Below are 24,416 nucleotides of genomic sequence, written 5' to 3' on the forward strand. Positions count from 1 at the left end.
GTTCCGGTTGCTAGCGGCCCGTGCGTCCAGGGAAGATTAATTAGAGTAGACTTTCCGGTAGTAAGTTTGATATTCCTCCGAAAGCAGGGGTTCCCACCACTCCCGATGGGCTAAGTACCATTCTACAGTCTGCCGCAAACCTTCTTCAACTGTTACTGAGGGAGTCCAACCTAACTCTGTTTTAATTTTGGTGGCATCAATAGCATAACGCCGATCGTGCCCGGCTCTGTCTTTGACAAATGTGATCAATTGTTCGCAAGGACGGGCCGGTAAATCCTCAGCTAATTCGTCCATTAGCTGACACAGCATTTTTACTAAATCGAGATTTTTTACCTCGTTGTTGCCGCCAACATTGTAGGTTTCCCCAGGCTGACCACGGTGAATAACGGCATCTAAAGCGCGGCAGTGGTCGAGAACGTAGAGCCAATCTCGCACGTTTTGACCGTCGCCGTAAACTGGCAGCGGTTTGCCCAATAGCATATTGATGCACATTAATGGAATGAGCTTTTCTGGGAAGTGATAGGGGCCGTAATTGTTGGAACAATTGGTGATAATTGTCGGGACGCCGTAGGTGTGGAAATAGGCGCGGGCGAGGTGGTCGCTACCAGCTTTGGAGGCTGAGTAGGGACTGTTGGGCGAGTAGGCAGTTGTTTCTGTGAAGGCTGGGTCATCGGGGCCGAGACTGCCGTAAACTTCGTCGGTAGAAACGTGGAGGAAGCGCATTTGTGCTTTGAGAGAGGACTCATCAATTGCTTCAAAATGCTTGCGGAAGGCTTCTAAAAGTGTGAAGGTGCCGACAACGTTTGTTTGAACAAAGGCGGCAGGCCCGATAATTGACCTGTCAACGTGGGATTCTGCGGCAAAGTGGGCGACTGTGGTGATGTTTTCTTCTTTGAGCAAGGTATCGACTAGGGTACGATCGCAAATATCCCCCTGCACAAACCGAAAATTTTCTCCTCCTTCCAAAGTTGCCAGGGTTTGTCTGTTTCCGGCGTAGGTTAAAGCGTCGAGTACGACTACTCGATCGCCCGGATAGCTGTTGCACCAGTGATGCACAAAATTCGAGCCGATAAATCCAGCCCCGCCGGTCACCAACAATCGGCGAGGGGATCGGTCAATGCCTTGAGTCGCGTTGTCTGTCATAAAAATAAGAGTTATTCCAATAACTAAGCCTTTACAAAAGTAGCCTTAAAAGTAGTTTGTCACCAAGTGTTTGCCGCTCTGTAACTAAATTTTCTTCTGTCTCACCTCAGATTTTCTAATTTGGGCGCGATCAAAGTATTGGTTAACAAAACTTGAACTTCTACCGATTTATTAGCCGCAACGCTTACAGAGCAACCATTTAAGATGTTTAAGCGGGCAATTTTAAATTTGAATTGCGTGAGGCTATAGCTGACTTTTGCGATCGATCCGCGATTGGGAAGGCGCACAGAGTTGATACATTTGTAAAGAGCTGTTACCATTAATTTTTTAATTATCCTTTACAATCTCCAGAACACCATGAAGAAGTTTCAAGTGTTAGCTGGCATTGCTTCGGTCGTCGCGATCGCAAGTAGCATCGCTGTTTGTGACGCCACATCTGCTTTCCCCTGTCCCTACAGTAACTCTGGGGGGGGTAAATCTGATTCGGGGCCGGGGCTAACGATCCTAGGTTCCGGCGGTTCGGAGCGAATGAATCCGTGGAAATCCTACAAAACAGGAGCTCTCGGTTTCCTAGGTTTGGCGGGAGTTTTGGGTGGCGGTGTGGCCTACATGAGCTACCGCGCCGGCAAGCGCGCTTCTGCTGCTTGCGCTGCGATGACCGATAATTTTGAAGTTTTTGAAGAGTCGATCGAGCCGCTCGCAGATGCAGGTGTTTCTGGATACATGGAAGTTCCAACCTTGCTCGATTGCGCGGCGGCGGGTGCTGTAGCTGAGTCAGTAGATGCGGTTGCAGCCGTTCGCGAACACCCAGAAGCTCCAGGCGGTGAGTTGGATTTGGCGGTTTCGCCAGTTGCCGAGTTGAGTTCTGAAATTGCGATATAACAAGTCCAAAGCGCGATCGTCAAATAGTTATCTCAAACCAAAGTATTCGCTTAGCGCACCTCCAATCTTGCAAGATTGGAGGTTTTTTGAGTTAAAATTATCTACCCCCTACAATTTCTTGTCATTGCGATCATCGCGAAGCACTACAAACAATTGACAGATTAATCGATAGCACACAATATCATATTCCAGCGAAGCAAACGATCGTTGAATTAATATCAATTTTAAAAAGTTTTGCTACTATCCTCAATCTTATACCAATTATTAAAAGTCGCCACTCCCCCTCACGACAAGGCTGTGCCGTTTCCCTACTGTATTTGATACGATTGAAAACTGCTATAAAATTAGGTGAGTCATAGTGAGATAGTATGTTGTGGAGGCAATCGCTAAAAATACTCTTGAGATCAATCTGAGGGTAGACGGCAAGAGTTCAAATCACCTGTTATCGTTGAAAATATAGCCCTACAGATTACAACTCTAGGTTATTATGAATGCTTGGCGCGATCGATTCAATCAATTTACAGGTAAAACGAGACTGGCAGTTTGCCGGGTGTTCGTTCACCTAACAGGCGAAGAAGTTGCACCGCTGTTAGGAGTTCTCAACCGCACCGCCAGAAAAGCAATTGATGCCGATGGCGACATAACAGTTTTAGGAGAAGGTCTTGTAGAAATTTGCAATCACCTGTTGCAGTACGACAACTACTGGCAATCAGCCGCCAATGAAGGCGATGTTTTTTGGAATGAAGGCGAAGCGGGCGATTATGTGGATGAACTTTTCATTGATTCAGCCGATCGCTATCTCAGCGAGCCTCAATACAGTACATCTGTTTACGATAAAAATTCCCCCTTGTCTTTGCCTGTAACTAGAAATGTGGTGGTGATGCTGACAGTTGCTTATGAAGGCGAAGTTCCTGCCCTAGAAACTGACCTCGCTGACATCAGCCCGCTGAAAGTCGGTTTAAAAGCACTGATTAATTTACATTACCAAGAAAGGCTCCGAGCTGTGCAAGTTCATTTTTCTCCTGCACAGTTGGGAGACGAACTTACCAACGACCAAGTGTTAGTCAATTTCCCCGAACTTATTCCGCTTTAAGGAAGGAAGAAGTCCTGCAACGCATTCAGTAACGGATGTAACCGATGTAACTGATGTTACGGCTCTAACCGATGTCGGTAAGGAGGAAGAAGGAGCAATTATCAAACAACCCATGCCCAATTACAAATTATAAATTACTATTTATGATGCTGCGAAAACTGACAATTTATTTAATGGCTTTAACTTTTTTGTGGACGGCAACCGGCTGCGGTTCCCCTCGCACACAAACTTATACAAATCCTGCTGGCAATCCAAATATTAACACAGTGCGCCCTGCACCAAATAATAATTTAAGTCAAGGTCAATATGCAGTACAGCAAGCTACCTACGACGATGCGGATGGCGAATACAGTTTAATGTTGCTGAATACTCCCGCCGGCAGTCCCCCAGTTTACCGCACTAGGGATTTGCAAATGGCTCGCTTAACAGAGGAAGAAATATCGGCAGGCAAGAAAAGTTATCTAAATTTGGATAACAATCAAGCGGTTTTGCATTTGACAGAAGATTTTAAAATTGAGTACGTTCACAACGTTACCGAAACTGTTCCTAATCCTCAAACAGGCCAGCCACAAACAGTGGTGGTTCGGCAGCAGTCAGGCTTCTGGGCGCCGTTTGCTGGGGCTATAGCTGGTCAGGCGATCGGCAGTTTGTTATTTAGACCGCAATATTATATGCCGCCAGTCTATCAGCCGGGAATTATGACAGGATATGGCGGCTATGGCAATACTTATAGCCAAGCTGTTAACCAATATCAAACTCGCTACCGAACTCCGCCTCATGAGGTGAGAAACCGTCAAGTTTTAAGGACGACCGGCCGCTTGCGCTCGCCCACATCTAACCAGCCAGTAACACCCTCCGCACGTCCAAATGGTAATCGATCGACCGGTTCGGGTTACGGTGGCAGCACTTTGAGGCGATCGCCGCAGCAGCCTCAAAATCAATACAAGCGACAGCCGAGTTTTGGTAGTGGTAGGAATTCTCGTCAACCGAGTCGAAGTCGCTCTTTCGGGAGTAGAAGGCGCTGAGTAAAAAATTGCGAAAATCAGCAACCGAGATCCGTAAAAGTTGATTTTATCTATCCTCCGGATGCCACGCCGGCGCAGGTATAGAGAGTGAAAACTTTGGAATAATTGATTTAGCCTTCTGTGTTTCCCCCAGACCCAAAAAATATGTGATTTAATTTCTACATTGATATGTAGGTGACAATATGTCTTCTTCACAACCCCCGTCAGGGGAAAAAAACCCTCTAGGATTGGATGAATTGATTGCGATCTTGGTTGCCTTCGGCACGATGGGAGCAATTTTATTTTGGGTAGCGGGTAAAAATCCCGATCGATTGAATGCCAGAAATTGGCAATTTCCAGCCGTTTTTTCTCAACCTGGTGTTACGCCCGCGAGCCCGGGAATATTAACGCCTGCGGCGCCGAATTCGGATTTGCGATCGCCGGCTACAACGCTCATTCCTTCACAACGGGAAGTCGCACCTGTTGCACCTTTAGGGCCGATTTTACCGCAAAATCCTCCCGTGGGGGTGATCGTTGTTCCTCCCAAGCCAATTGCGCGATCGACTCCCGCTCCAGCAATTACCAAACCGAAAGCCGATAAACCCAAAGCCGATAAACCCAAAGTTGGGCCCGTTAGATTCTCCGATGTTCCAGACAAATATTGGGCGCGTCCGTTCATTGTCGCTTTAGTCGATGGGAAAATTTTTGCTGATTCTACCGACAACAAATTTCGCCCCGACGAACCGATGACGCGAGCCGAACTAGCCCGCTTAATTCAGCGAATGTCCGACGATAAAAAGCCGATCCGAAAACCGATTGATTTTAAAGACGTAAAAGACAAGAGCCCTGCCGCTCCTGCGATCGACCACACCGTCGAAACTGGATATCTTAAAGGATACCCAAACAATGAGTTCCGTCCCGACAAACAGATTCCGCGTGTCGAAGTCATTGCCGCTTTAGCGAGCGGTTTAAACCTGAAACCATCAACAAAAGCAACCAAAACTTTACAAGTTTATACAGACAGGGCAAAAGTGCCGAAATGGGCAGTTAACAAAGTAGCAGCAGCCACGGAAGCTGGCATTGTTGTCAACCACCCGAAGCGCACACTTTTGCAGCCTAATAGAACAGCAACTCGCGCTGAAGTAGCAGCCATGATTTACCAAGCTATGGCAAAAAAAGGCAAAGTACCTGCTAAGTCTTCTGAGTATCTGGTGAAGCCTTTAAAGTTGTCCAAATAGTATTTTAGGGGCGTTGCTCCTAGCCCGCCCCACAATAACATTTAATCGCCCTTGTTTGTAGTCAGGACTGAAGCCCTCACCTCACTACCAAACAACTAAATTAATCTTGAAACACCATAATACTGCCCGAATAGCAAGCTACCCAAACCTGATTAGTGTCGGGATCGTAAGTAATCCCGATCGGGCTTGAATTAACATTAACTTTTTGCAGCACTTTCATATCGCTCGTCCTAACTTTGCTAACAGTATTCGAGAAATAGTTCACCACATAAAGCAGTTTGCCTTCATCAGAAATAGTCATACTGCGAGGGGCTTTTCCAGTAGCCACTTTGTCCACTAATTTACCCGTTTTTAGGTCAATTTTTGCCACATTTCCTTCACCATTTAAAGTGGCATACAGATACTTTCCATTGGGATCGATCGTCAAATGACGCGGCGCATTGCCAATATTTCTCAGCCATTCTACCGAAAAGTCTATGAGATTCACTTTCGCAATATCGGAAGAACCCATGATGGCAACATAGGCATTTTTTGAGTCAGGAGTGATAACAATACCCCGAGGATATGCACCGAGTTTCACGCGCTCGATTTCGAGATTTTTATTGATATCAACTACGCTCAAATCCCAACTGCACCAATTGCTAGCTAGCGCGAAGCGATTGTCAGGCGAAACAGCATTGAATTTCGGAACTGCACCTACAGGAATTACCTTTTCTATTTTCAAAGTTTGGGTATTGATGCGGTACAGAAAACTTTGGTCGTGTTTTGCCGCTGGAGAACACCTGTCGCTCCCCGGATTCCTAAACCCCGAACCGTACATTTGATAGTTGGATACATAGGCATATTTGCCATCTGTTGAAAAAGCAGCTTCTACGGGAGAGCCTTGATAATTACCTTGGAATTTAGAAAAGCCGAACTTCGACAAGTTTACTGTATCCGGAATAGTCTTGACTAATTTAAAGTTCCTGTCGTAAACTGTGATTGTGTGGCGGTACATCATGTTTTGAGCAAAAAACAAACCAGAGCCCGAATAAACTATTGATTTTGGCGAGATGTTGCCGTAAATTATTTTTTTCAAGGTCATTTTTCCTTGAGTGTTGTCGGGAGGATTTACTAGCCTTTTAGGTGGTAATTCACTTTCTTTTTGCTCGGGCTTTTCAGTTTTAAATGGTGGCAGAGAGGGTTCTTGAAATATAGGTTCTTGGGGCTGAGTTTTAGTTGGATCTTCTAGTTCGTTTTTGTTTTCTCGGGCGGTAGGAGATGGCGAAGATTGATCGACATTTGGCGCGATTTTTTCCGCAGCTTCACTATTCGCCTCCTCCGGCTTACCTTTCAGTGCTGACAAGGTTTTAGGGCCAACAATTCCGTCAACTTTCAGGTTGTTCTCTGCTTGAAACTTTTTCACAGCAGCCTGGGTGAGAGAACCGTAAAATCCTGTAGCCCTACCGCGAAAATAGCCTGCGTTTTGTAGAGTTTTCTGGAGCTCGGCTACTTCCGAGCCTGAATCACCTTTTTTGATGGCGAGTGAGGGATTGACTAAATTGAAAATTGTGAGAGCGATCGTAAAGAAAAGTAAAGGAGTAGAGGCTAAATTCAGGTGAATTTTTGAGTGGGTCGATCGAGTTTGACCTGCAGCCGTTTCCCAAGTTTCAGCTAAATGTAGGTAGGCCAGTCCGTCCATAGTTTTCACCGGGTATTTTTGGTGCTATGATACACCAATTAACATTGATTAAAGAGAGAATATTATTATAATCAAACTTAGGGTAAAATCTCCGAGCAGTTTTTAATGGTGTAAGCAAGTAGGAGCGATCAACAATGAGGAGTGGGGAAAAAACAACCGCAGAAGCAACGACAAAAGAATCCCGCCAGACGGTGCTGGGGGACGGTGACGGGGGACTGTGCCAGCGGGCTTGGGTAGAAATGGATTTAGCAGCTTTAACTCACAATGTAAAACAGCTTAAAAAGCTCTTATCTCCCCACACAGAACTGATGGCAGTTGTGAAAGCAGATGCTTACGGGCACGGTGCTGTTGCCGTCAGTCAAATAGCATTGCAAGCAGGTGCTAGTTGGCTGGGAGTGGCGACAATTCCCGAAGGAATAGAATTGCGAGAAGCTGGGATAGAAGCGCCGATTTTGCTGTTGGGGGCAACCCATACAGCCCAACAAGTAAAGGCGATCGCCCATTGGCACTTGCAGCCGACCATTTGTACTGCCAAACAAGCCCTAATTTTTTCGGAAGTTCTCGCTGGTCTTAACCAATCTTTGCCTGTTCACGCTAAGTTAGATACGGGAATGTCTCGCCTGGGTACGCCCTGGCAGGAAGCTACAGAATTTGTGCAATTAGTCAAGCGGTTGCCCAATTTAAAATTAGCCAGTATTTACTCTCACTTGGCGACAGCAGATAGTCCCGACCCCGCAGTTATGATAGAGCAGCACCAGCGTTTTCAACAGGCGATCGAGCAAATTAAAATAGCAGGAATTACCCCCCCTCGCCTGCACTTGGCAAACTCTGCTGCCGCCCTCGCTGACCCGCATTTGCACTACGATTTAGTGCGAGTCGGTTTAGCTACCTACGGTCTTTATCCAGCACCTCACTTGCAGTCGAGATCCAATTTGAAGCCCGCAATGCAGGTAAAAGCTAGGGTAACGCAGGTGAAAACAATTGAAGCCGGAATCGGCGTCAGTTACGGCCATCAATTTATAGCTCAGCGGCAGACACAGATTGCCGTAATTGGTATCGGCTATGCAGATGGCATTCCGCGCAATCTTTCTAATAAAATGCAGGTTTTAATCAGGGGTAAGTTCGTGCGGCAAGTGGGCGCGATAACGATGGATCAATTAATGCTGGATGTAACGGATATTCCCAATTTAGAAGTCGGCGAAGTGGTGACGCTGTTGGGCAAAGATGGGGAATATCAAATTACTGCTGACGATTGGGCCGCGACTTTAGGGACTATTTCGTGGGAAATTCTCTGCGGTTTTAAACACCGATTGCCCCGCGTAGCAGTAAACTATTAACATTAGTCCGGCAGGGGTTTAAACCCCTGGCTCATAGCTAAAGTCGGTTTAAACCGACTCAAGAGTTTGAAGGATAAAATTATCGAATTTAGTCCTCTAAAAAAGGACTTTCGCTATGAGACAGGGGTTTAAACCCCTGTCGGACTCTCGTAATAAGCGATAATACTGAGACTGCAATTCTCACTTTCCAAGTCCCAATTCCCCATTGATATGACAGTTATTCAGACGTTTTTACCAATAGCCCAAACCTTCTATTCTCAACTAAATGCAGAAAGAACACAAGCCTTGGAACTAGCCCAAGAATTCTCGAAAAAATTCGTAGAATTGGGGTTTAAAATTATACCTCAACTGCTGTGGGCGATCGGCATTTTGTTAATTACGCGATTTGCGATCGGCTTTGCTGGTCGCGTGACTCGCCGAGCTCTGAGTCGCACCGAAGCCACGCTGAGGAAATTCTTAGTTCAAGCTGCTGAAATTACGATTTTGGTAGTCGGAGTAGTCGCCACTTTGAATCAGTTGGGAATTCAAACTACCAGCGTGGTTGCGGTGGTGGGTGCAGCGGGTTTGGCCATTGGTTTGGCGTGGCAAAATACTTTGTCGCACTTTGCTGCTGGGGTAATGTTGATTAGTTTGCGGCCCTTTGAAGTCGGGGATGGGATTGAAGCTGGCGATGTTAAGGGAGTAGTGGATAGCATCGGGATTTTTTCAACAACCGTGGTGACAGACGATCGCATAAAAATTATTGTCCCGAACAATCAGTTGTTTAACGGTACATTGAAAAATACAACGGCAATGGGAACGAGGCGAGTTGACTTGAGGATTGATATTGGCGATCGGCCAATTCGTCCAACTGTAGCTGAGTTATTAGAAATTGCCCACTCTCACCCGCTGGTGCTGGAGAATCCGCCCCCGACTTGTTTGGTAGCCGAGATTACTCCCGATACAACTATTTTATCTCTCCGACCTTGGTGCGCGTCGGTGGCTTACGAACAAGTGCGATCGCAAGTTCAACAATACGTCAAAGAGGCAATGGATGCCGACAAAAATCCAGAACAATAGATATCTCTCTAAAATCTAAAATCCCAAATCGATCCGAGGTATTTCCCATGAGCAAGTGGTATCCGCAGCAAATTTTGCAAGAACCCGGTGTCAGAATGACCGCAACGGAGAAAGAAACTATTCTCAGCAAATTTCCGCCTCCCGACGAAAACGGTCAAATCTATGCCGACGGGGTTTTTGAAGGCGGTGGCGTGCGCGGCGTTGCGTTTTTAGGAGCACTCAGGTGCTGTAGCGATTTGGGCATCCGCTGGCGAAAATTGGCAGGTACTTCTGCCGGTGCAATTACTGCCGCAGTATTGGCAACCGACTTGTCAATTGATGATTTAGAGGAAATTTTAGGACAGCTCGATTACAGCATATTTTTAACTAAAAAAAACAGCCCTTTAATTTTAAACGGCGACCCCGCCGACGACTTGCAATCTCCTGCTTGGACGCTGCTTTTCCTAACAGTTAGCCGTCAGATGGGAGAATATTCCGCGCAGCCGTTCCGGCAGTGGCTGGAAGCAATGCTCGGTCGAGGTAACTTGCACACTTTTGCCGATGTCAAACAAATCGTAAAAGACCGGGAATTAAAAGTAGTAATATCTAACCTCACTCGCGGTGAAATGTTGGTGCTGCCCGACGACTTGCGGCGGCAGGAATCGGCGGATTCCGATGCTTTATACCAGCAGTTGCAGCTCACACATCCAGAAGATTTTAGCGTGGCTGAAGCCGTTCGATTGTCGATGAGTATTCCCCTATTTTTTGAACCGGGAAAACTGGGCGATGACTTAATTGTAGATGGCGGCATTCTGAGCAATTTCCCCCTGTGGATTTATGACAAACCATCCGTCGGTTCGACTCCCGCTGTGCCCCGCTGGTTTACCTTTGGGTTTCGATTAGTTGATAGTGGAATTGAGAGTAAAGTTAAGATTGATACTCCGCTGTCGATGCTGGCGGCGATGTTCAGAACGATGATGAAAGCAAGAGACCGCTATCACCAGCGGGAAATGGATAAAGGCAGGGTGATTAATATTGATGTGACTCAAGCTGGGGTGACAACGACGGACTTTAATCTCGATGCCGATCGCAAGGCTCACCTGTACCGATTGGGATATTTGTATACTAAGAGGTTCTTTTTGAGTTCCAATTTTAGTTGGGAAAAGCACTTGAAGGCTAGGGGCTTTGGGGCAGAGGCTGGCGGTTGAGGGGGCGAAAAGTATACAGAGTAAGGGATTGAGGAATTTTTAAATTAGGGGTTGGCAAAAATAAGATGTGTGTGCTATAGTTAGTTACTGTCATCTTGGAGAGGTGGCTGAGTGGTCGAAAGCGGCAGATTGCTAATCTGTTAAGGGTGTTAACATCCTTCGAGGGTTCAAATCCCTCCCTCTCCGTTCTATTTAATCGTTTATGAATCAAGGGTGACGCGATCGGAAGCGATCGAACGTTAATGAATTTAACGTTGCAACGTAATGTTGAGACTGCACTAGCTATCTCACCAGGAGTACCAACCCAAGATAGACGCAAAGGTTTTAAATACGCCGACGAATCCTTGGATTTTGTAACCCAAGTAAACTCGGATTGCCCACTGCTTGAGGTAACTTCTAGGAGCGAAAAAAAACAAACTTTTGAGCGTTGACCAGAGACCTTGGGTAGCATAGGTAGTAAAAACCACTTCAGGCAAATTTTTAAAGAATTTCGGTTTCCCATCTCCTATCCATAGCAATGGTTCGCTGTCCCAGGGATCGAAAACAATAAACCTTGAGGAAAAGTTCCAGTGTGGACGCACAAACATTCGACCATGTTCATTCAATAGACAAGCGGCAAAACTGAAAACACTATTGCTCGTAGCAACGATATCGCATTTACTCAAGATAAAAAAATCAATGTAGAATTCTATGTTTTTATCTTGCATTACTTCAGGTACTTTTACCTGCAAATCTCGCGCTATGACAGGAGAAAACTTTTCAAAAGCAGGCAGAATTCTATCTATATCGTCGCTACAGAGAAATAGAATTGGGTCTTCCAAATCATTCCAAATTGTATCTAACCATTCACAATACCAACTTTCCGGGAAAACTAAAGTAAATCCTGTTCGTACTTGAGTAATGTAATCACCTCGACGAATATGAATTCCCACAAGTGTTTTGCCTTTAGAGCGAAGAATCTTCAGACCTTCTTCCAATGAAAAATTCAACTCACTCACAGGTTGAAATAGTGAGCGAATATAGTCCTTGTAAGGGGCAAGTAAACGAGTTGATATCTGGAAGAAGCCCCATAAATCGACATTTTCTATCCCATTTTCAAGTATTTCTGAGCCAATACGACGACTCTTTGCGCCGGCAAGTTTTTCAACGTAAGGGACAAATTCTGGGACTATATCGAATAAAATTTTTTCATCATCTTTACGCTCAATGGCCGGCTCTAGCCGACGGGAAATTGGAGCGTCATTATGTCCAAATAGAATTTGACCAATCCAGGGGGGGCATTCCACTAAAGCTCCTGTTTTGTGGGCACAGATTCGCAGAAAAGCGTACTGAAAAAGTTGGTTGCCAAATCGTCCCAGTTGTCCTAAAGAAGACATAGTTAAAACTGACTGACTGGAGGTTTCAGTATCAATGTTTAGGGGAGATTGAATATTCTTAGCATCTTTATTGAAAGTTGCAAAAACATCGAAAACTCGCTCTGTTTCACTTTTAGATGTGTATTTAGGGTTAGTCATTTTTTTACTGATTGATTGTAGTGATGCTTAGATAAATTGTCGAACTGCCTAAGCAATCGAGGCATCTGCTTGTAGTTTTAACTCGTTCCGAGGTGAGGCGATGGTTCGATGCGATGGAAGAGGAAAGTGAGAAAGTTATGATTTAGGTATAAACTGTATCTGTAGGGTGCGCACGGCGCACCTTACTTCTACCAACTGTGTTGCCAAGCACTTTTTCGGTAACTCCTGTCTAATTAAGCACTTTCATCGCTTCGACAAATTGCCGCGATATAAATGGCAAAATCTCTTCATTCTTGCTATTCTCTTTCCCCTCAGTAAATACAACTAACAAATACGGCCGCAAACCCGATATTTCAATATAAGCAGCATCGTGACGAACTTGACTTGTCAGTCCGGCTTTTGACCATAATTTTGCTGATTCTGGCAATCCGCCACCTACAAAACCTGTAACTTGATTTTCAGGATCTGCCTCTAATTCGGCTGGGTCTAAACTGCGTTTCATTAAACCCATCATTTCTTGCGATGCTTGGGCCGAAACAGCTACGCCGCCGATTATACTGTGCAGCAAACGCGCCGCTGCATTTGTCGTCAGCATATTTCTATTTTCCATTAATTCTCCCAGAAATGCTCGCTCGCGACCGTAGGGGCCGTCACACCAGGTTTTTTGATTGGCGTTAATGTTTTGTAATTCCGGCCAATCTAATGATTGAAAGTAACGGTTGATGAGGTTTCGCTGCTGTTTCCAAGTTTCAAAGGGGCCTGGTGATAATTCTGGGCCGCTGGTGGTGCCGGTGAGCGCGTCTACTACTAAACTGGTGGCGTCGTTGCTGGAATCCACTATCATATCTCGGACGGCGCGTTCTAATTCTGGCGATGTTTGAATCATGCCTTTTTGCGCCCATTCCCAGATGGCAACGAGGTAGAATAATTTGACGATGCTGGCTGGATAAATTCGTTCGGAAGCTCGGTTGCTAAAACCTCGGGGTTGATATTTCCAAAATTCTTCTGCACTCAGGGCGCCGCCTGTATTGACTCGCACCGGCGGATCGTAGACTATCCACGTAATGGCTATACGATCGCCACTTAATCCTGTAAATTCTGACAAGGCGGAGTCTATAATGCTACTGCCGAGATTTTCTAATTGTTCGTCTTTGTGAAAAAATGTCATGGTTGATGGCTGACGGTTAACGGTTAACGGCTAGCAGCTAATGGCAATCTATCGTTAAATGCGAACAATTAACAGCAAACAATGAGCAATTAGCAATGGCCAATTATCAATTATCTGATGTTGTGGAGTACCGAGCCCGATCGCACATAAATATTTACGATTCCCCAAAGTGCGATCGATTGGCAACTCAAGCAGCGCTGGGGCGACATTTGCGAGTAGTTGACCCCCCCCAGCTTATGAAGGGGGGGAGAAATGGCATACACTCGGTTATTGAGGGGGATACAATGGCTGTAATGGTGCGGCTGTGCGAAGATGATTATCCGGGATGGCTGGATCTTCGAGATGTTGAGTTGCTCGACCCGACAGAAACAGTGTATCATCCTCTGGTGGTTTCTGAGGCGGAAATCAAGGAAAAATTACCCATTGTAATTACTTTCGCTCGCGAGGCTATGCACCAATCCAATTATTATCTTTGGGGCGGTACAGTCGGGCCAAATTATGATTGTTCTGGCTTGATGCAAGCGGCGTTTGTGGCTGCCGGGATCTGGTTGCCGAGGGATGCTTATCAGCAGGAAGCTTTTACTAAATCTATTAGTATCAGTGCTTTAGAACCGGGGGATTTAGTATTTTTTGGTACGCCAGAAAAGGCAACTCATGTAGGATTATATCTCGGAGATAATCGCTACATTCACAGTTCGGGACAAGCACAAGGTCGCAACGGTATAGGTATCGATGTTTTGTCGGAGGATGGGGATCGAGTCAGTCAAGCTTATTACCAGCAGTTGCGGGGATATGGTAAAGTTGTGGCAAGTTATCAACCTAGTTAGTTGTTGACGGTTGACTGTTGACGGTTGACTGTTGATATTATCAAATAAAAAAATGGACGCTGCATTATTTTTGGAAAAATTGGCGAGACAGCAAGCTGAGGCTGAGGTTGTTCTGGATGTTTCGGTGGTGGTGCCGGTGTATAATGAGGTGGAAAGTTTGCCTCATTTGATTGAGGCGATCGCCTCTTCTATCCAACCATCTGGACTCAGCTATCAAATTATTTGTGTAGATGACGGTTCTAAGGACGGTTCTGCTGAACTTCTCCAGCAGTTAGCCAGCACTCGCGATGACCTTTGTGCTGTAATTTTGCGCCGCAATTACGGGCAAACTGCTGCCATGTCGGCAGGTTTCGATCGCGCGATCGGCCGTGCTGTTGTTACCCTTGACGGCGATTTGCAAAATGACCCGGCTGATATTCCGCTGTTGTTGGCAAAGTTAGATGAAGGCTACGATTTAGTGAGTGGCTGGCGGAAAAATAGGCAAGACAATACTATTAGCCGGTTGATTCCTTCTAAAATTGCGAACTGGTTAATTGGTCGCGTTACAGGCGTAACTTTACACGACTACGGCTGTTCTTTGAAAGCTTATAAATCCGAGTTAGTCGCAGACTTGAATCTCTACGGGGAATTGCACCGCTTTTTGCCGGCGTTGGCGTTTATTGAAGGGGCGAGAATTGCAGAACTTCCGGTGCGACACCACGCCCGCCGTTTCGGTCAAAGTAAGTACGGGATTTGGCGGACTTTTCGGGTGTTGATGGATTTGTTAACTATTTCTTTTATGAAAAAGTTCCTGACTCGACCGATGCACGTTTTTGGACTTTTGGGACTAAGTTCTATGACGTTGGGAACGGTTTTAGGGATTTATTTGACTTTCCTAAAATTGGCTTTTGGTCAAAGTATTGGCAATCGTCCTTTGCTCATTTTGGCCGTGGTTTTGCTGTTAACTGGAGTGCAATTATTTTGTTTTGGTTTGCTGGCGGAAGTGATGATGCGGACTTATCACGAGTCGCAGGGAAAACCGATTTATCGGGTGCGCGAGGTGTTTGGTTCTAAATAAGAGTCAAAGGAAATCGGCGGTTGAAACCGCCCCTACACAAACAAAAGACCTCTTGCATTCATTCACTCTTCTTGAAATTATCGGCGTTTATCTGTGTTTATCTGCCTTCCATCTGCGGTTGTTCTATCCATCAAAAATTTATGCAAGAGGTCTAAAGGAAGTCGGCCGTTGAAACCGCGCCTACACACACGAAGTCTTAGCCCAGAGAGACTAAGAAATAAAGGGAGTATTTAAGCCAGATGGGATCTAACTCTTAACTCCTAACTCATTACTTTTTGTGCTTGTCGGAGAGATTGAATAGTTGCGATCGCGTGTTGGGAAACTGCGTCTATTTCTGCTTCGGTATTGAACCGACCAATACCAAACCGAATTGAAGCATAAGCTAATTTGTCCGATCGCCCGATCGCTGCTAAAACATGAGATGGAGATATTTTCGCCGAAGTGCAAGCAGATCCCGAAGAAACTGCCGCCGCCGGTTGCAAACCCAACATCAACGCTTGACCGTCAACCCCGGCTACACTAATATTGAGATTCCCCGGCAATCTCTTAGTAGCGTGACCGTTGAGAAAAACCTCGCCCAATTCACTCAAGTTTTCCCACAAACGCTGCCGCAAATTAACCACTCGTTCTGTTTCCGACGGCATTTCTGCAATTGCCAATTCTACTGCTTTGGCAAACCCAACTATTTGCGGTGGATAGAGAGTTCCCGATCGCATTCCCCGTTCGTGGCCTCCTCCGTGCATTTGCGGCGCTAGCTGCACTCTCGGTTTGTTGCGGCGCACGTACAGAGCACCGATGCCTTTTGGCCCGTAGATTTTGTGGGCTGTCAAGGACATTAGATCGATATTCATCTCCTCTACATCGAGGGGAATTTTCCCGATCGCCTGTGCCGCATCTGTGTGGAAAAGAATGTCATTTCCGCGGCAAATTGCTGCAATTTCTGCGATCGGCTGGATGACGCCAATTTCGTTGTTAGCCGTCATCACTGAAACTAAAATTGTCTCCGCGCGAATCGCTTTGATCAAATCGCCTATATCAATCAGCCCATCGCTTTTCACCGGTAAAACCGTGATGTCAAACCCTAATTTTTGCAAATAGGTACAGGGGTCGAGAATTGCATTGTGTTCGGTTTTTACTGTGATAATGTGCTTTCCTTTACTGAAATAAGCTTCAGCGATGCCTTTGATCGCTAAGTTATTTGCTTCGCTGGCGCCGCTGGTAAAAACAATTTCTTCTGGGGAGGCGTTGATCGCTTCTGCTATGATTTGTCGTGACTGTTTTACCGCTGCTTCTGCTTCCCAGCCGTAGACGTGGTTGATACTGGCTGCGTTGCCGAATTGTTCGGTGAAATACGGCAGCATCGCATCAAGTACCCGTTTGTCTACGGGGGTTGTGGCGTGGTTGTCGAGGTATATAGGACGTGCGGACATAGTGCAGTTTTGGGTGAAAAAAGTGTTAGGTTTATTGTAGACGAGCCCCTTGTTCTACTACAAAACTTTATAATTAACAAATATTTGTAAAGATTTATGCGAGCTGACATTCAGGGATTAGAAATTACTCTCGGTGAGCTCAAGCACCTCACCGGCGCGGGGCCCGATCGCGTATACCGACCCCCGACAGCGACTAAGTTTGCCCGCGAAGCTTTGAAAACTGTCGGTTTAATTGTTTTGGTTCTAATCAGTTGTTGGCTGCTAGTTGCGATATTTCGTAGAGCTTATTTGTTGTGGTTCGCCCTTCACTTGGCTGCGATCGTCGGTTTAATCTTTGAGGATGCGTGGAAAATTCGGTGCAGTCGGCAAAACCAACATTTAATTAATCTTTTTGATGATGTCGATCGCTATAATGGTATAATCGAAGCGATCGCAATTAACGATCGGATAGAAGATGCTGGCAATGCGGAAGTCAAAATCAGCGATCGCGCAAAAGTAATTCAAGCTTTGCAGCTAATCAGAGACGATTTAGTTAGAGCTTTGAAAACCGAAAGAATTCTTAGGGAAAACAAAAAATTTGTCGCTACTAACTCAGAATTGTTTGCCAATAACTTAAGAAATTTGAATGCCCTGCAAATAAGCGATAGATCGAGCCAGCCGGGACGATTGCTCAACGAAGCTTTGCAGGTAGCCGTGGAAGTTCAAGCAGAAATGAAAAAGTTGCAAGATCGAAACGCCGCTAATTTTAAAAATGGCAAAACTTAGTAGTGTGCACGGCTGCGTGCGCCTCTTACCCAGTAGCAATATGCAGCTTACTGAACCGCTAGAAGTCAAACACATTCTCCAAATTATAAGTTATGAGAATTGTGAAAAAAATATCATAACTATTGTAAATTTTTTCCTGTTACGTAACAGGTAAGGATATCTTGGAAAGGTGACGTTAACAACCAGGTCAGTATGTCTTCTGCCAAACCCAAGATTATAGTTCTCGACGACGATCCGACAGGTTCTCAAACCGTGCACAGTTGCTTGCTGCTGACACGTTGGGACGAAGACACCCTGCGTTTGGGGCTGCGCGACAAGTGCCCGATTTTCTTCATCCTGACAAATACTCGATCGCTAACTCCGGAAAAAGCAGCCAGTGTCACCCGCGAAGTGTGCCAAAATCTCAAAAAGGTGATCGCCAGCGAAAAAATCGAAGACTTCATAATAGTTAGCCGTTCCGATTCTACCCTGCGCGGTCACTATCCCATCGAAACCGACGCGATCGCCGAAGAACTCGGCCCCTTCGACGCTCATTTTCTAATTCCCGCCTTTTTTGAAGGAGGAAGAATTACCCGTCACAGCGTACACTACCTAATAGTTAACAGCGTCGAAATACCAGTACACCAAACCGAATTTGCCAAAGATTCAGTCTTCGGCTACAGTCACAGTTACCTGCCAGATTATGTAGAAGAAAAAACAAAAGGTCGCATCAAAGGTGATGCAGTAGATCGCATTTTACTCGCAGACATCCGCTATGGAAGTTTAGATCGACTGATGGACATGACAGACAACCAATGTGCAGTTGTTGACGGCGAAAGCCAAGCCGATTTAGACACATTTGCCAAACACATTCTCGATGCAGTCAGTCAAGGCAAAAAGTTTTTATTCCGCAGCGGGGCGAGTATTTTAACCTCCTTAGCTGACCTCGGCCACCAGCCCATCGCAGCCGACAATATGGCAAAATACGTGAGGGGCGGCAAACCGGGTGCAGTAATAGTTGGTTCCCACGTTAAGAAAACTACAGATCAATTAGAACGCTTGTTAAAAGAGCCCAATATAGTTAGCATTGAAATAGATGTCTCTCACTTGCTCGAAGATTCGCCAGAGTATCGCACCCAAATGCTGGATGAAACTCTCGGAAAAGTCCGCACTGCTCATGCCGATGGCAAAACACCTGTAATTTATACCAGCCGCCAGGAACTACAATTTAAAAATGCGGAAATCCGGTTAAAATTTGGAGAGGCGGTTTCTGCTTTATTGATGGATATCGTGCGGGGACTGCCTGCAGATATCGGGTTTTTGATTAGCAAGGGCGGTATTACTTCTAATGATGTTTTGAGTACAGGTTTGTCGCTGAAAAGTGTCAGGCAAATCGGTCAAATTATCGCAGGTTGTTCGGTGGTGAAAACCGAGGCGAATCATCCTCAGTTTCCCAATTTACCAGTGGTTTTGTTTCCGGGAAATGTGGGGGATAGCCATGCTTTGGCTACGGTTTACAAGCGGCTGAGCAAGTAGTAGAGCTCGTTGCATCGTAGATTAACGCAGATGAATTTAGCTTCAAGTCAGACAGAAGAATGTTCATCTGCGGGTGGTCGATTGGCTTCAATGCTCGATCGAACTTTATGGCAACTGCCACTGCAGGGCAACTTCAAAAAAAAAATTCTAGTCTACTTTTGGCTTGCCAAATCCAGCCGAATATGATATGGTAGAGAGTCTGTCTGTAAGTCAAAGCGATCGCCAAAGTTGAAAATCGCCTCATCGTTAGGCACTATCAAAAAAATTAGATTTCTCAAAAATACTTACCTCAGAACTCTACATATAGGGCCAACAGCACCAGAGCTACTGCTATCAGTAGCGTTTCCAGCTTGTATCAGCCTAAATTTTAAAATTAAGTAAAAATTTTCAGATCGTAATTTTCAGCTCAAAGGATTAGCATATAAGGGTGACAGAACATTATCATCCCCTAAACTCATTAAAAGATGGCCATTGGTTCAAGCTGATCTGTGGGGCGAGCTTTCAACACCTACCGGCTGTACGGAATCTCACCTTGGCTTACACCCTAGCAGGCGCTGACTGTATCGATGTCGCGGCAGATCCCGCCGCCGTCGCCGCAGCGAAAGAAGCCCTACAAGTGGCCAGCGAATTACAGGCAAGAACTCAAAACCGCAGGTTTGGCGGCAAAGGGTTGCCGTTGCTGATGGTGAGTTTAAACGATGGAGAAGACCCGCATTTTCGCAAAGCCGAATTCAACCCAGCCGATTGTCCGGTGGACTGCTGGCGGCCGTGCGAAAAAATATGTCCAGCCGAAGCAATAGTTTTTCAGAGTGCTGGCAGTGGTTTTTCCGGGGTGATAGACCAGCAGTGCTATGGCTGCGGTCGCTGTCTGCCGATTTGTCCGAGCCAACTGATTTATACTCGTTCTTACGTGTCTGCTCCCGCCGCGATCGCACCTTTAATCTTGCAATCCGGTGCCGACGCCCTAGAAATCCACACGCAAGTAGGCAGAGAGGCAGATTTTGCGCGACTTTGGTCGAGCATAGCTCCCTGGGTCGCTCAACTCAAGGTAATAGCAATTAGTTGCCCCGATGGAGACGGTTTGATTGATTATTTGCGGACACTCTATAAAATAATTTCCCCCCTTCCTTGTCCCCTAATTTGGCAAACAGACGGTAGGCCAATGAGCGGAGATATCGGAACAGGAACTACTAGAGCCGCGGTCAAACTCGGTCAAAAAGTTTTGGCTGCCCAGTTGCCGGGATACGTGCAACTTGCAGGCGGCACTAATGCTCACACTGTCAGCAAGTTGAGAGCCGAGGGACTGATGAAGGATGCCGGGAAAAATTTGTCAGATCCCCCTGTCCCATATATTGCAGGTGTAGCTTACGGCAGCTATGCCAGGGTTTTGCTATCACCAATTTTAGAACAGTTAGAAACAATCCAGACCGATCGAGCCTATGCCGTTCCGGTGGCAGCCGCGCGCCCAGGAGCCGGAGTTCAAACATCTCGGCTACCTCAGCTCGAAGCCGTCCCAGAACTTCTCTCGGAGGCCGTGAGTTTAGCTTGTTCTCTAGTTTCCCAGCTCAAAGAATTTTAGTCAGAAGTTATTAGTCATTAGTCATTAGTTAGAAGTAAAAAACAACTGACAACTGACAACTGACAACTGACAACTGACTAAAAAGTTGAAAACGTCACCGAACACATCGAGGCGAATGCAGATTACAGACGACCTCAACAGATTATTAGACATCGTGCCAGATGAGATCCGGCAGCCCTTAGAGCAGCACCCGCAGCGCAACAATCTCATTGAGATTGTCATGGATTTGGGCCGCCGACCTGAAGCTCGTTTTCCATCCTTGGCCGAACCTCTTTCCCAAACACCGGTTTCCAAGGCACACCTCAACTATTGCATTGAGCGAGTCGGCCACTTCGGCGGCGACAACCGAGCCGGTATCGAGCAAACCCTGCACCGAATTAGCGCCCTTCGCAACCGCAGCGGCGAGATTATCGGCTTGACTTTGAGGGTGGGCCGCGCTGTGTTCGGGACGATCGGCATAATCCGCGATTTGGTGGAAACCGGTCAGTCAATTTTGATGCTCGGTCGCCCCGGAGTCGGCAAAACCACAGCCCTGCGCGAAATTGCCCGCGTTCTCGCCGATGACTTGGAAAAACGGGTGGTAATTATCGACACCTCCAACGAAATCGCCGGAGATGGAGATATCCCACACCCGGCGATCGGCAGAGCTCGCAGAATGCAAGTTTCCCGTCCCGAACTCCAGCACCAAGTCATGATCGAAGCAGTGGAAAACCATATGCCGGAAGTGATCGTGATTGACGAAATCGGCACGGAACTCGAAGCTTTGGCGGCTCGGACGATCGCCGAAAGGGGCGTGCAGTTGGTCGGTACCGCCCACGGGAACCGGATCGAAAACTTGATGAAAAACCCGACTCTGGCAGATTTAATTGGGGGCATCCAAGCGGTGACGCTGGGAGATGACGAAGCAAGACGCCGCGGTTCTCAAAAGACGGTTTTGGAGCGCAAAGCACCTCCAACTTTTGAAATTGCCATCGAAATGCTCGAACGCGAGCGCTGGGTAATACACGAGCGAGTTGCAGATGCGATCGACACTCTGCTGCGGGGACGCGAACCGAACCAGCAAATCAGAAGTGTCAGCGAGAGAGGAGAAGTAATTATCGAGCGCGAGTCGGCCGCTCCCCCTGCCCGGTTTCCGGGGATGGCAGCTTCCAGCGGGCCGGCTGCGGTATCGGCAATCCGGCCCGTCACACCGATCTCTGGGTGGCGGAGTGCTGGCAAAATGGTGCCGATGCCCGCTCCCAGCGAGAACTTAGCTGCTAAGAGCGCGCCGGTTTCTGAGACTCGGTATTTCGAGCAACTGCTCGAAGAATCCCTGTCCGTCGAACCGGTACCCAAGGCCGGACGCTATTCCCATAATGTCGGCCCTAACGGCGAAGATTTGCCCCTCCACGTTTATCCTTACGGCATACCTCGCCACCAGCTCGAACAGGTGATTTCGACGCTGAACCTGCCGGTACTGCTGACGAAGGATATTGAGAGTGCTGACGTGGTTGTGGCTTTGCGATCGAACGTTCGGAACCAGTCGAAATTGAGGCACTTGGCCAAAACTCGCCAAGTTCCCGTGCACACAATTAAGGCCGCCACTATTCCCCACGTAGCCAGAGCTTTGCGGCGCCTGTTGGACATGGATGACCCGGGCACCCCGGAAGTGGCAGACCTCGCCTTATTCGCCCGCAGCGGTTCTTCTGACGAGCTCGAAGCTCTCGAAGAAACGCGCTTAGCAGTCGAGCAAATTGTCATTCCGAAGGGACAGCCGGTGGAACTCCTACCCCGTTCTCCCAACGTCCGTAAAATGCAGCACGAACTTGTGGAACACTATCACCTGAAATCCCACAGTTTTGGAGAAGAACCCAATCGCCGCCTGCGGATATATCCAGCTTAAAGTTGGAGATTGGTGCGTTTGAAGGCAGAAGGTAGAAGGCAGAAGGGATAATTTTTTCCTGGCTTCTACCTTCTGCCTTTTTCCTTTAAGTAGCTGGCAAGTTTCTGATATGATGTGGTGTAACACTGTTCTTGTTAATGCGATCGGCTAAATTCCCAATTTATAATTCCCAATTTATAATTCCCAATTCCCCATACTTGAAATACACGAGCTTACAAGTTCCCCAATTCCTAATAGTTCAGCTACGCACTATCCTTCCGCTCCCTTCGCCTTCGCGAACGGACGAGCCGCAGGCTAGCAACTATGCTCAGCACAAACTCAGCACCAGCTCAGTAAAAGTTGCCCCTTCCAAAATTATTAAACGAATCTACCTGAGTTGACATGAATGATTCCATAATTCAGCTATTTATTAACTTAATTACTACTGAGATTGGAGTGCGAATCAGATCCCAAGATCGAGCGGATTTGTCTCATAAAATCCTGAGTCGAATGAGAGCAATAAAAATCACGGAACCCGAAAAATATTATAAACTTTTAACCGATAAAAAAAATGCAGGTAAAAATGAATGGATCGAATTAGTATTGCTATTAACAACAATTGAAAGTTATTTCATGCGAGATAAAGGACAGTTTGCTCTGTTAAAAAGAGTAATTTTTCCTGAATTGATAGAGCAGAAAAGAAACTTGCACAAGACATTGGGAATGCAGCCGACACTGCGAATCTGGAGTGCGGGCTGCTCCACCGGTGAAGAACCTTATTCTTTAGCTATTGTTTTAAAACAGTTGATTCCCGATTGGGAGCAATGGAAAATATTAATATTAGGTACAGATATCAATAAAAAAGTAATCAAAAAAGCCCCCCAGGGAGTTTACAGTCATTGGTCGTTTCGCTTGGTTGAACCGCAGATACAAAAGCAGTATTTTCATCAGAGGCAAAATGATTGGGAAATTAATCTAGAATTGCGCCAAAGTGTCAACTTTAGCTGTGTAAATTTAATCACAGATGAGTTTCCTAATATTTACCAAAATATTTATAACATAGACTTAATTTTGTGTAGAAACGTTTTTGTGTATTTTGAACATAAGTATATTTCACTGGTACTGAAAAAATTTTCCAAGACCCTCAGACCTGGAGGATATTTAATGACTGGTCACGCTGAAGTTTTCGGTCAAATTATGAACGAGTTTGAACCCAAGATTTTCCCGGAGTCGGTGGTGTATGAGCGTCGGAATTCATTACCGGAGGAAGGCTGTGAAATAGAGTCTAGGGTTGCGACGGTAGGGGAAGCCAACTCGGCATTTCGGGAATTCCCGAAAGCAGATACTATGGGCGATGATAGTGGTGAGTTGCTAACAGGGGAAACGAGGCCACCTAATGTTACTACTAACAGCAATTTTCCCCAGATGCCGCCCGTATCAAACATAACTAATCCGCTGGGAAAAATGCTGCCCTCTTGCTATGTGGAGAACGGCTTGCCGAACAATGTCGTGTCAGTTACAGAAAAAATAATAGCAGAAAATACTCAAAATAAAACGCCTCAAATGCTCATTTTAGAGGCTAAAAAATTATTTAAAGATAAAGATTATGCTGAGGCAATCAGCAAGGCACAAGAGGCAATAGACTTGCAGGGGCATAATTTTGATGCTTATTTTTTAATCGCTCAAGTTCAGGCAAATGCCGGGAATTATTCTCAGGCAATAGAATACTGTAATCGAGCTAGGAAAGTAGAGCCTGGCTCAGTATATACTGATTATTTACAAGCTCAAATTGCTGAAGAACAGGGGCAATTGGAAACAGCAAAAAAATTATTAAAGAGGACTATTTATATGTGTCCATCTTTTGTTTCAGCTTATATAGAACTAGGGAATATATACCATAAAGAAGGTCAAGTAAAAAGAGCTATTAAAATGTACACTTCATCTTGTGAAATCCTGAAAGCACTACCGCCCAACACTCCCATAGATTCACAGGGGAAAATGACAGCTAGTCAATTGCTGATGAATGTTAAAAAAAAGTTGTTAAGATTATACAGTAAAGAAACTGTACACTAAAAT

The 24,416-nt window shown here is 46.1% G+C and carries 19 protein-coding genes, 1 tRNA gene and 1 pseudogene; 16 read left to right on the forward strand and 5 right to left on the reverse strand.

Annotation, left to right across the window (positions count from 1 at the left end; all coding sequences use genetic code 11):
* Positions 1-36: 36 nt before the first annotated feature.
* Complete coding sequence (gene rfbB, locus QT996_RS12130) at positions 37-1,143, reverse strand: dTDP-glucose 4,6-dehydratase (RefSeq protein ID WP_333046793.1); 1,107 nt, start codon at positions 1,141-1,143, stop codon at positions 37-39.
* A gap of 357 nt (positions 1,144-1,500) precedes the next feature.
* Between rfbB and QT996_RS12135 the strand changes: the two genes are divergently transcribed.
* From QT996_RS12135 to QT996_RS12155, 5 genes and pseudogenes are all read left to right on the forward strand, one after another.
* Positions 1,501-2,025, forward strand: coding sequence for a hypothetical protein (locus QT996_RS12135; RefSeq protein WP_333046794.1), 525 nt, complete (start codon positions 1,501-1,503; stop codon positions 2,023-2,025).
* A gap of 487 nt (positions 2,026-2,512) precedes the next feature.
* On the forward strand, positions 2,513-3,118 hold the full coding sequence (locus tag QT996_RS12140; protein WP_333046795.1) for a DUF1517 domain-containing protein: 606 nt from the start codon (positions 2,513-2,515) through the stop codon (positions 3,116-3,118).
* 143 nt (positions 3,119-3,261) lie between these two features.
* Positions 3,262-4,143: a hypothetical protein gene (locus tag QT996_RS12145; protein WP_333046796.1), complete on the forward strand. Its 882-nt coding sequence runs from the start codon at positions 3,262-3,264 to the stop codon at positions 4,141-4,143.
* Positions 4,144-4,161: 18 nt separating this feature from the next.
* A pseudogene (locus QT996_RS12150) lies at positions 4,162-4,227 on the forward strand (DUF3370 family protein); the annotation flags it as partial.
* A 98-nt stretch (positions 4,228-4,325) separates the two neighbouring features.
* Positions 4,326-5,360, forward strand: a complete 1,035-nt coding sequence (locus tag QT996_RS12155) for an S-layer homology domain-containing protein (protein WP_333046797.1) — start codon at positions 4,326-4,328, stop codon at positions 5,358-5,360.
* A gap of 100 nt (positions 5,361-5,460) precedes the next feature.
* Here the strand turns inward: QT996_RS12155 and QT996_RS12160 are convergent, their stop codons facing one another.
* Positions 5,461-7,041 carry a peptidoglycan-binding protein gene (locus QT996_RS12160; protein ID WP_333046848.1) on the reverse strand — a complete coding sequence of 527 codons (1,581 nt, stop codon included), beginning with the start codon at positions 7,039-7,041 and terminating at the stop codon, positions 5,461-5,463.
* A gap of 134 nt (positions 7,042-7,175) precedes the next feature.
* Between QT996_RS12160 and alr the strand changes: the two genes are divergently transcribed.
* The 4 genes from alr to QT996_RS12180 all read left to right on the forward strand — a co-directional run bounded on the left by alr (position 7,176) and on the right by QT996_RS12180 (position 10,810).
* Positions 7,176-8,378, forward strand: a complete 1,203-nt coding sequence (gene alr, locus QT996_RS12165; RefSeq protein ID WP_333046798.1) for an alanine racemase — start codon at positions 7,176-7,178, stop codon at positions 8,376-8,378.
* Between the two features lie 210 nt (positions 8,379-8,588).
* Positions 8,589-9,437 carry a mechanosensitive ion channel family protein gene (locus QT996_RS12170; RefSeq protein ID WP_333046799.1) on the forward strand — a complete coding sequence of 283 codons (849 nt, stop codon included), beginning with the start codon at positions 8,589-8,591 and terminating at the stop codon, positions 9,435-9,437.
* A 47-nt stretch (positions 9,438-9,484) separates the two neighbouring features.
* Positions 9,485-10,624 carry a patatin-like phospholipase family protein gene (locus QT996_RS12175; RefSeq protein ID WP_333046801.1) on the forward strand — a complete coding sequence of 380 codons (1,140 nt, stop codon included), beginning with the start codon at positions 9,485-9,487 and terminating at the stop codon, positions 10,622-10,624.
* A gap of 97 nt (positions 10,625-10,721) precedes the next feature.
* Positions 10,722-10,810, forward strand: a tRNA-Ser gene (locus tag QT996_RS12180).
* A 101-nt stretch (positions 10,811-10,911) separates the two neighbouring features.
* Here QT996_RS12180 and QT996_RS12185 read toward each other — a convergent pair.
* Positions 10,912-12,138 carry an alpha-1,2-fucosyltransferase gene (locus QT996_RS12185; protein ID WP_333046802.1) on the reverse strand — a complete coding sequence of 409 codons (1,227 nt, stop codon included), beginning with the start codon at positions 12,136-12,138 and terminating at the stop codon, positions 10,912-10,914.
* 229 nt (positions 12,139-12,367) lie between these two features.
* The gene (locus QT996_RS12190) at positions 12,368-13,306 is read right to left on the reverse strand and encodes a serine hydrolase (protein ID WP_333046803.1); all 939 of its coding nucleotides are present in this window, start codon (positions 13,304-13,306) and stop codon (positions 12,368-12,370) included.
* A gap of 95 nt (positions 13,307-13,401) precedes the next feature.
* Between QT996_RS12190 and QT996_RS12195 the strand changes: the two genes are divergently transcribed.
* Positions 13,402-14,133 carry a C40 family peptidase gene (locus QT996_RS12195; RefSeq protein ID WP_333046804.1) on the forward strand — a complete coding sequence of 244 codons (732 nt, stop codon included), beginning with the start codon at positions 13,402-13,404 and terminating at the stop codon, positions 14,131-14,133.
* A 52-nt stretch (positions 14,134-14,185) separates the two neighbouring features.
* A complete protein-coding gene (locus QT996_RS12200) occupies positions 14,186-15,190 on the forward strand; it encodes a glycosyltransferase family 2 protein (protein WP_333046805.1) in 1,005 nt (334 codons plus the stop codon).
* Positions 15,191-15,450: 260 nt separating this feature from the next.
* On the opposite strand, the gene QT996_RS12205 is transcribed toward QT996_RS12200, so the two are convergent.
* Positions 15,451-16,620, reverse strand: coding sequence for an IscS subfamily cysteine desulfurase (locus QT996_RS12205; RefSeq protein WP_333046806.1), 1,170 nt, complete (start codon positions 16,618-16,620; stop codon positions 15,451-15,453).
* Between the two features lie 96 nt (positions 16,621-16,716).
* Here QT996_RS12205 and QT996_RS12210 point away from each other — a divergent pair, with 96 nt between their 5' ends.
* The 5 genes from QT996_RS12210 to QT996_RS12230 all read left to right on the forward strand — a co-directional run bounded on the left by QT996_RS12210 (position 16,717) and on the right by QT996_RS12230 (position 24,413).
* Positions 16,717-17,385, forward strand: a complete 669-nt coding sequence (locus QT996_RS12210) for a hypothetical protein (protein ID WP_333046807.1) — start codon at positions 16,717-16,719, stop codon at positions 17,383-17,385.
* A gap of 192 nt (positions 17,386-17,577) precedes the next feature.
* A complete protein-coding gene (locus QT996_RS12215) occupies positions 17,578-18,900 on the forward strand; it encodes a four-carbon acid sugar kinase family protein (RefSeq protein WP_333046808.1) in 1,323 nt (440 codons plus the stop codon).
* Between the two features lie 427 nt (positions 18,901-19,327).
* Entirely contained in the window at positions 19,328-20,479 is a 1,152-nt protein-coding gene (gene ldpA / locus QT996_RS12220; RefSeq protein WP_333046809.1) for a circadian clock protein LdpA, read from the forward strand.
* Between the two features lie 115 nt (positions 20,480-20,594).
* Positions 20,595-22,361, forward strand: coding sequence for a R3H domain-containing nucleic acid-binding protein (locus QT996_RS12225; RefSeq protein ID WP_333046810.1), 1,767 nt, complete (start codon positions 20,595-20,597; stop codon positions 22,359-22,361).
* 381 nt (positions 22,362-22,742) lie between these two features.
* Positions 22,743-24,413, forward strand: coding sequence for a CheR family methyltransferase (locus tag QT996_RS12230; RefSeq protein ID WP_333046811.1), 1,671 nt, complete (start codon positions 22,743-22,745; stop codon positions 24,411-24,413).
* Positions 24,414-24,416: the final 3 nt, after the last annotated feature.

The sequence above is a fragment of the Microcoleus sp. S13C4 genome (assembly GCF_036700865.1).
Taxonomy (GTDB): Bacteria; Cyanobacteriota; Cyanobacteriia; order Cyanobacteriales; family Microcoleaceae; genus Microcoleus.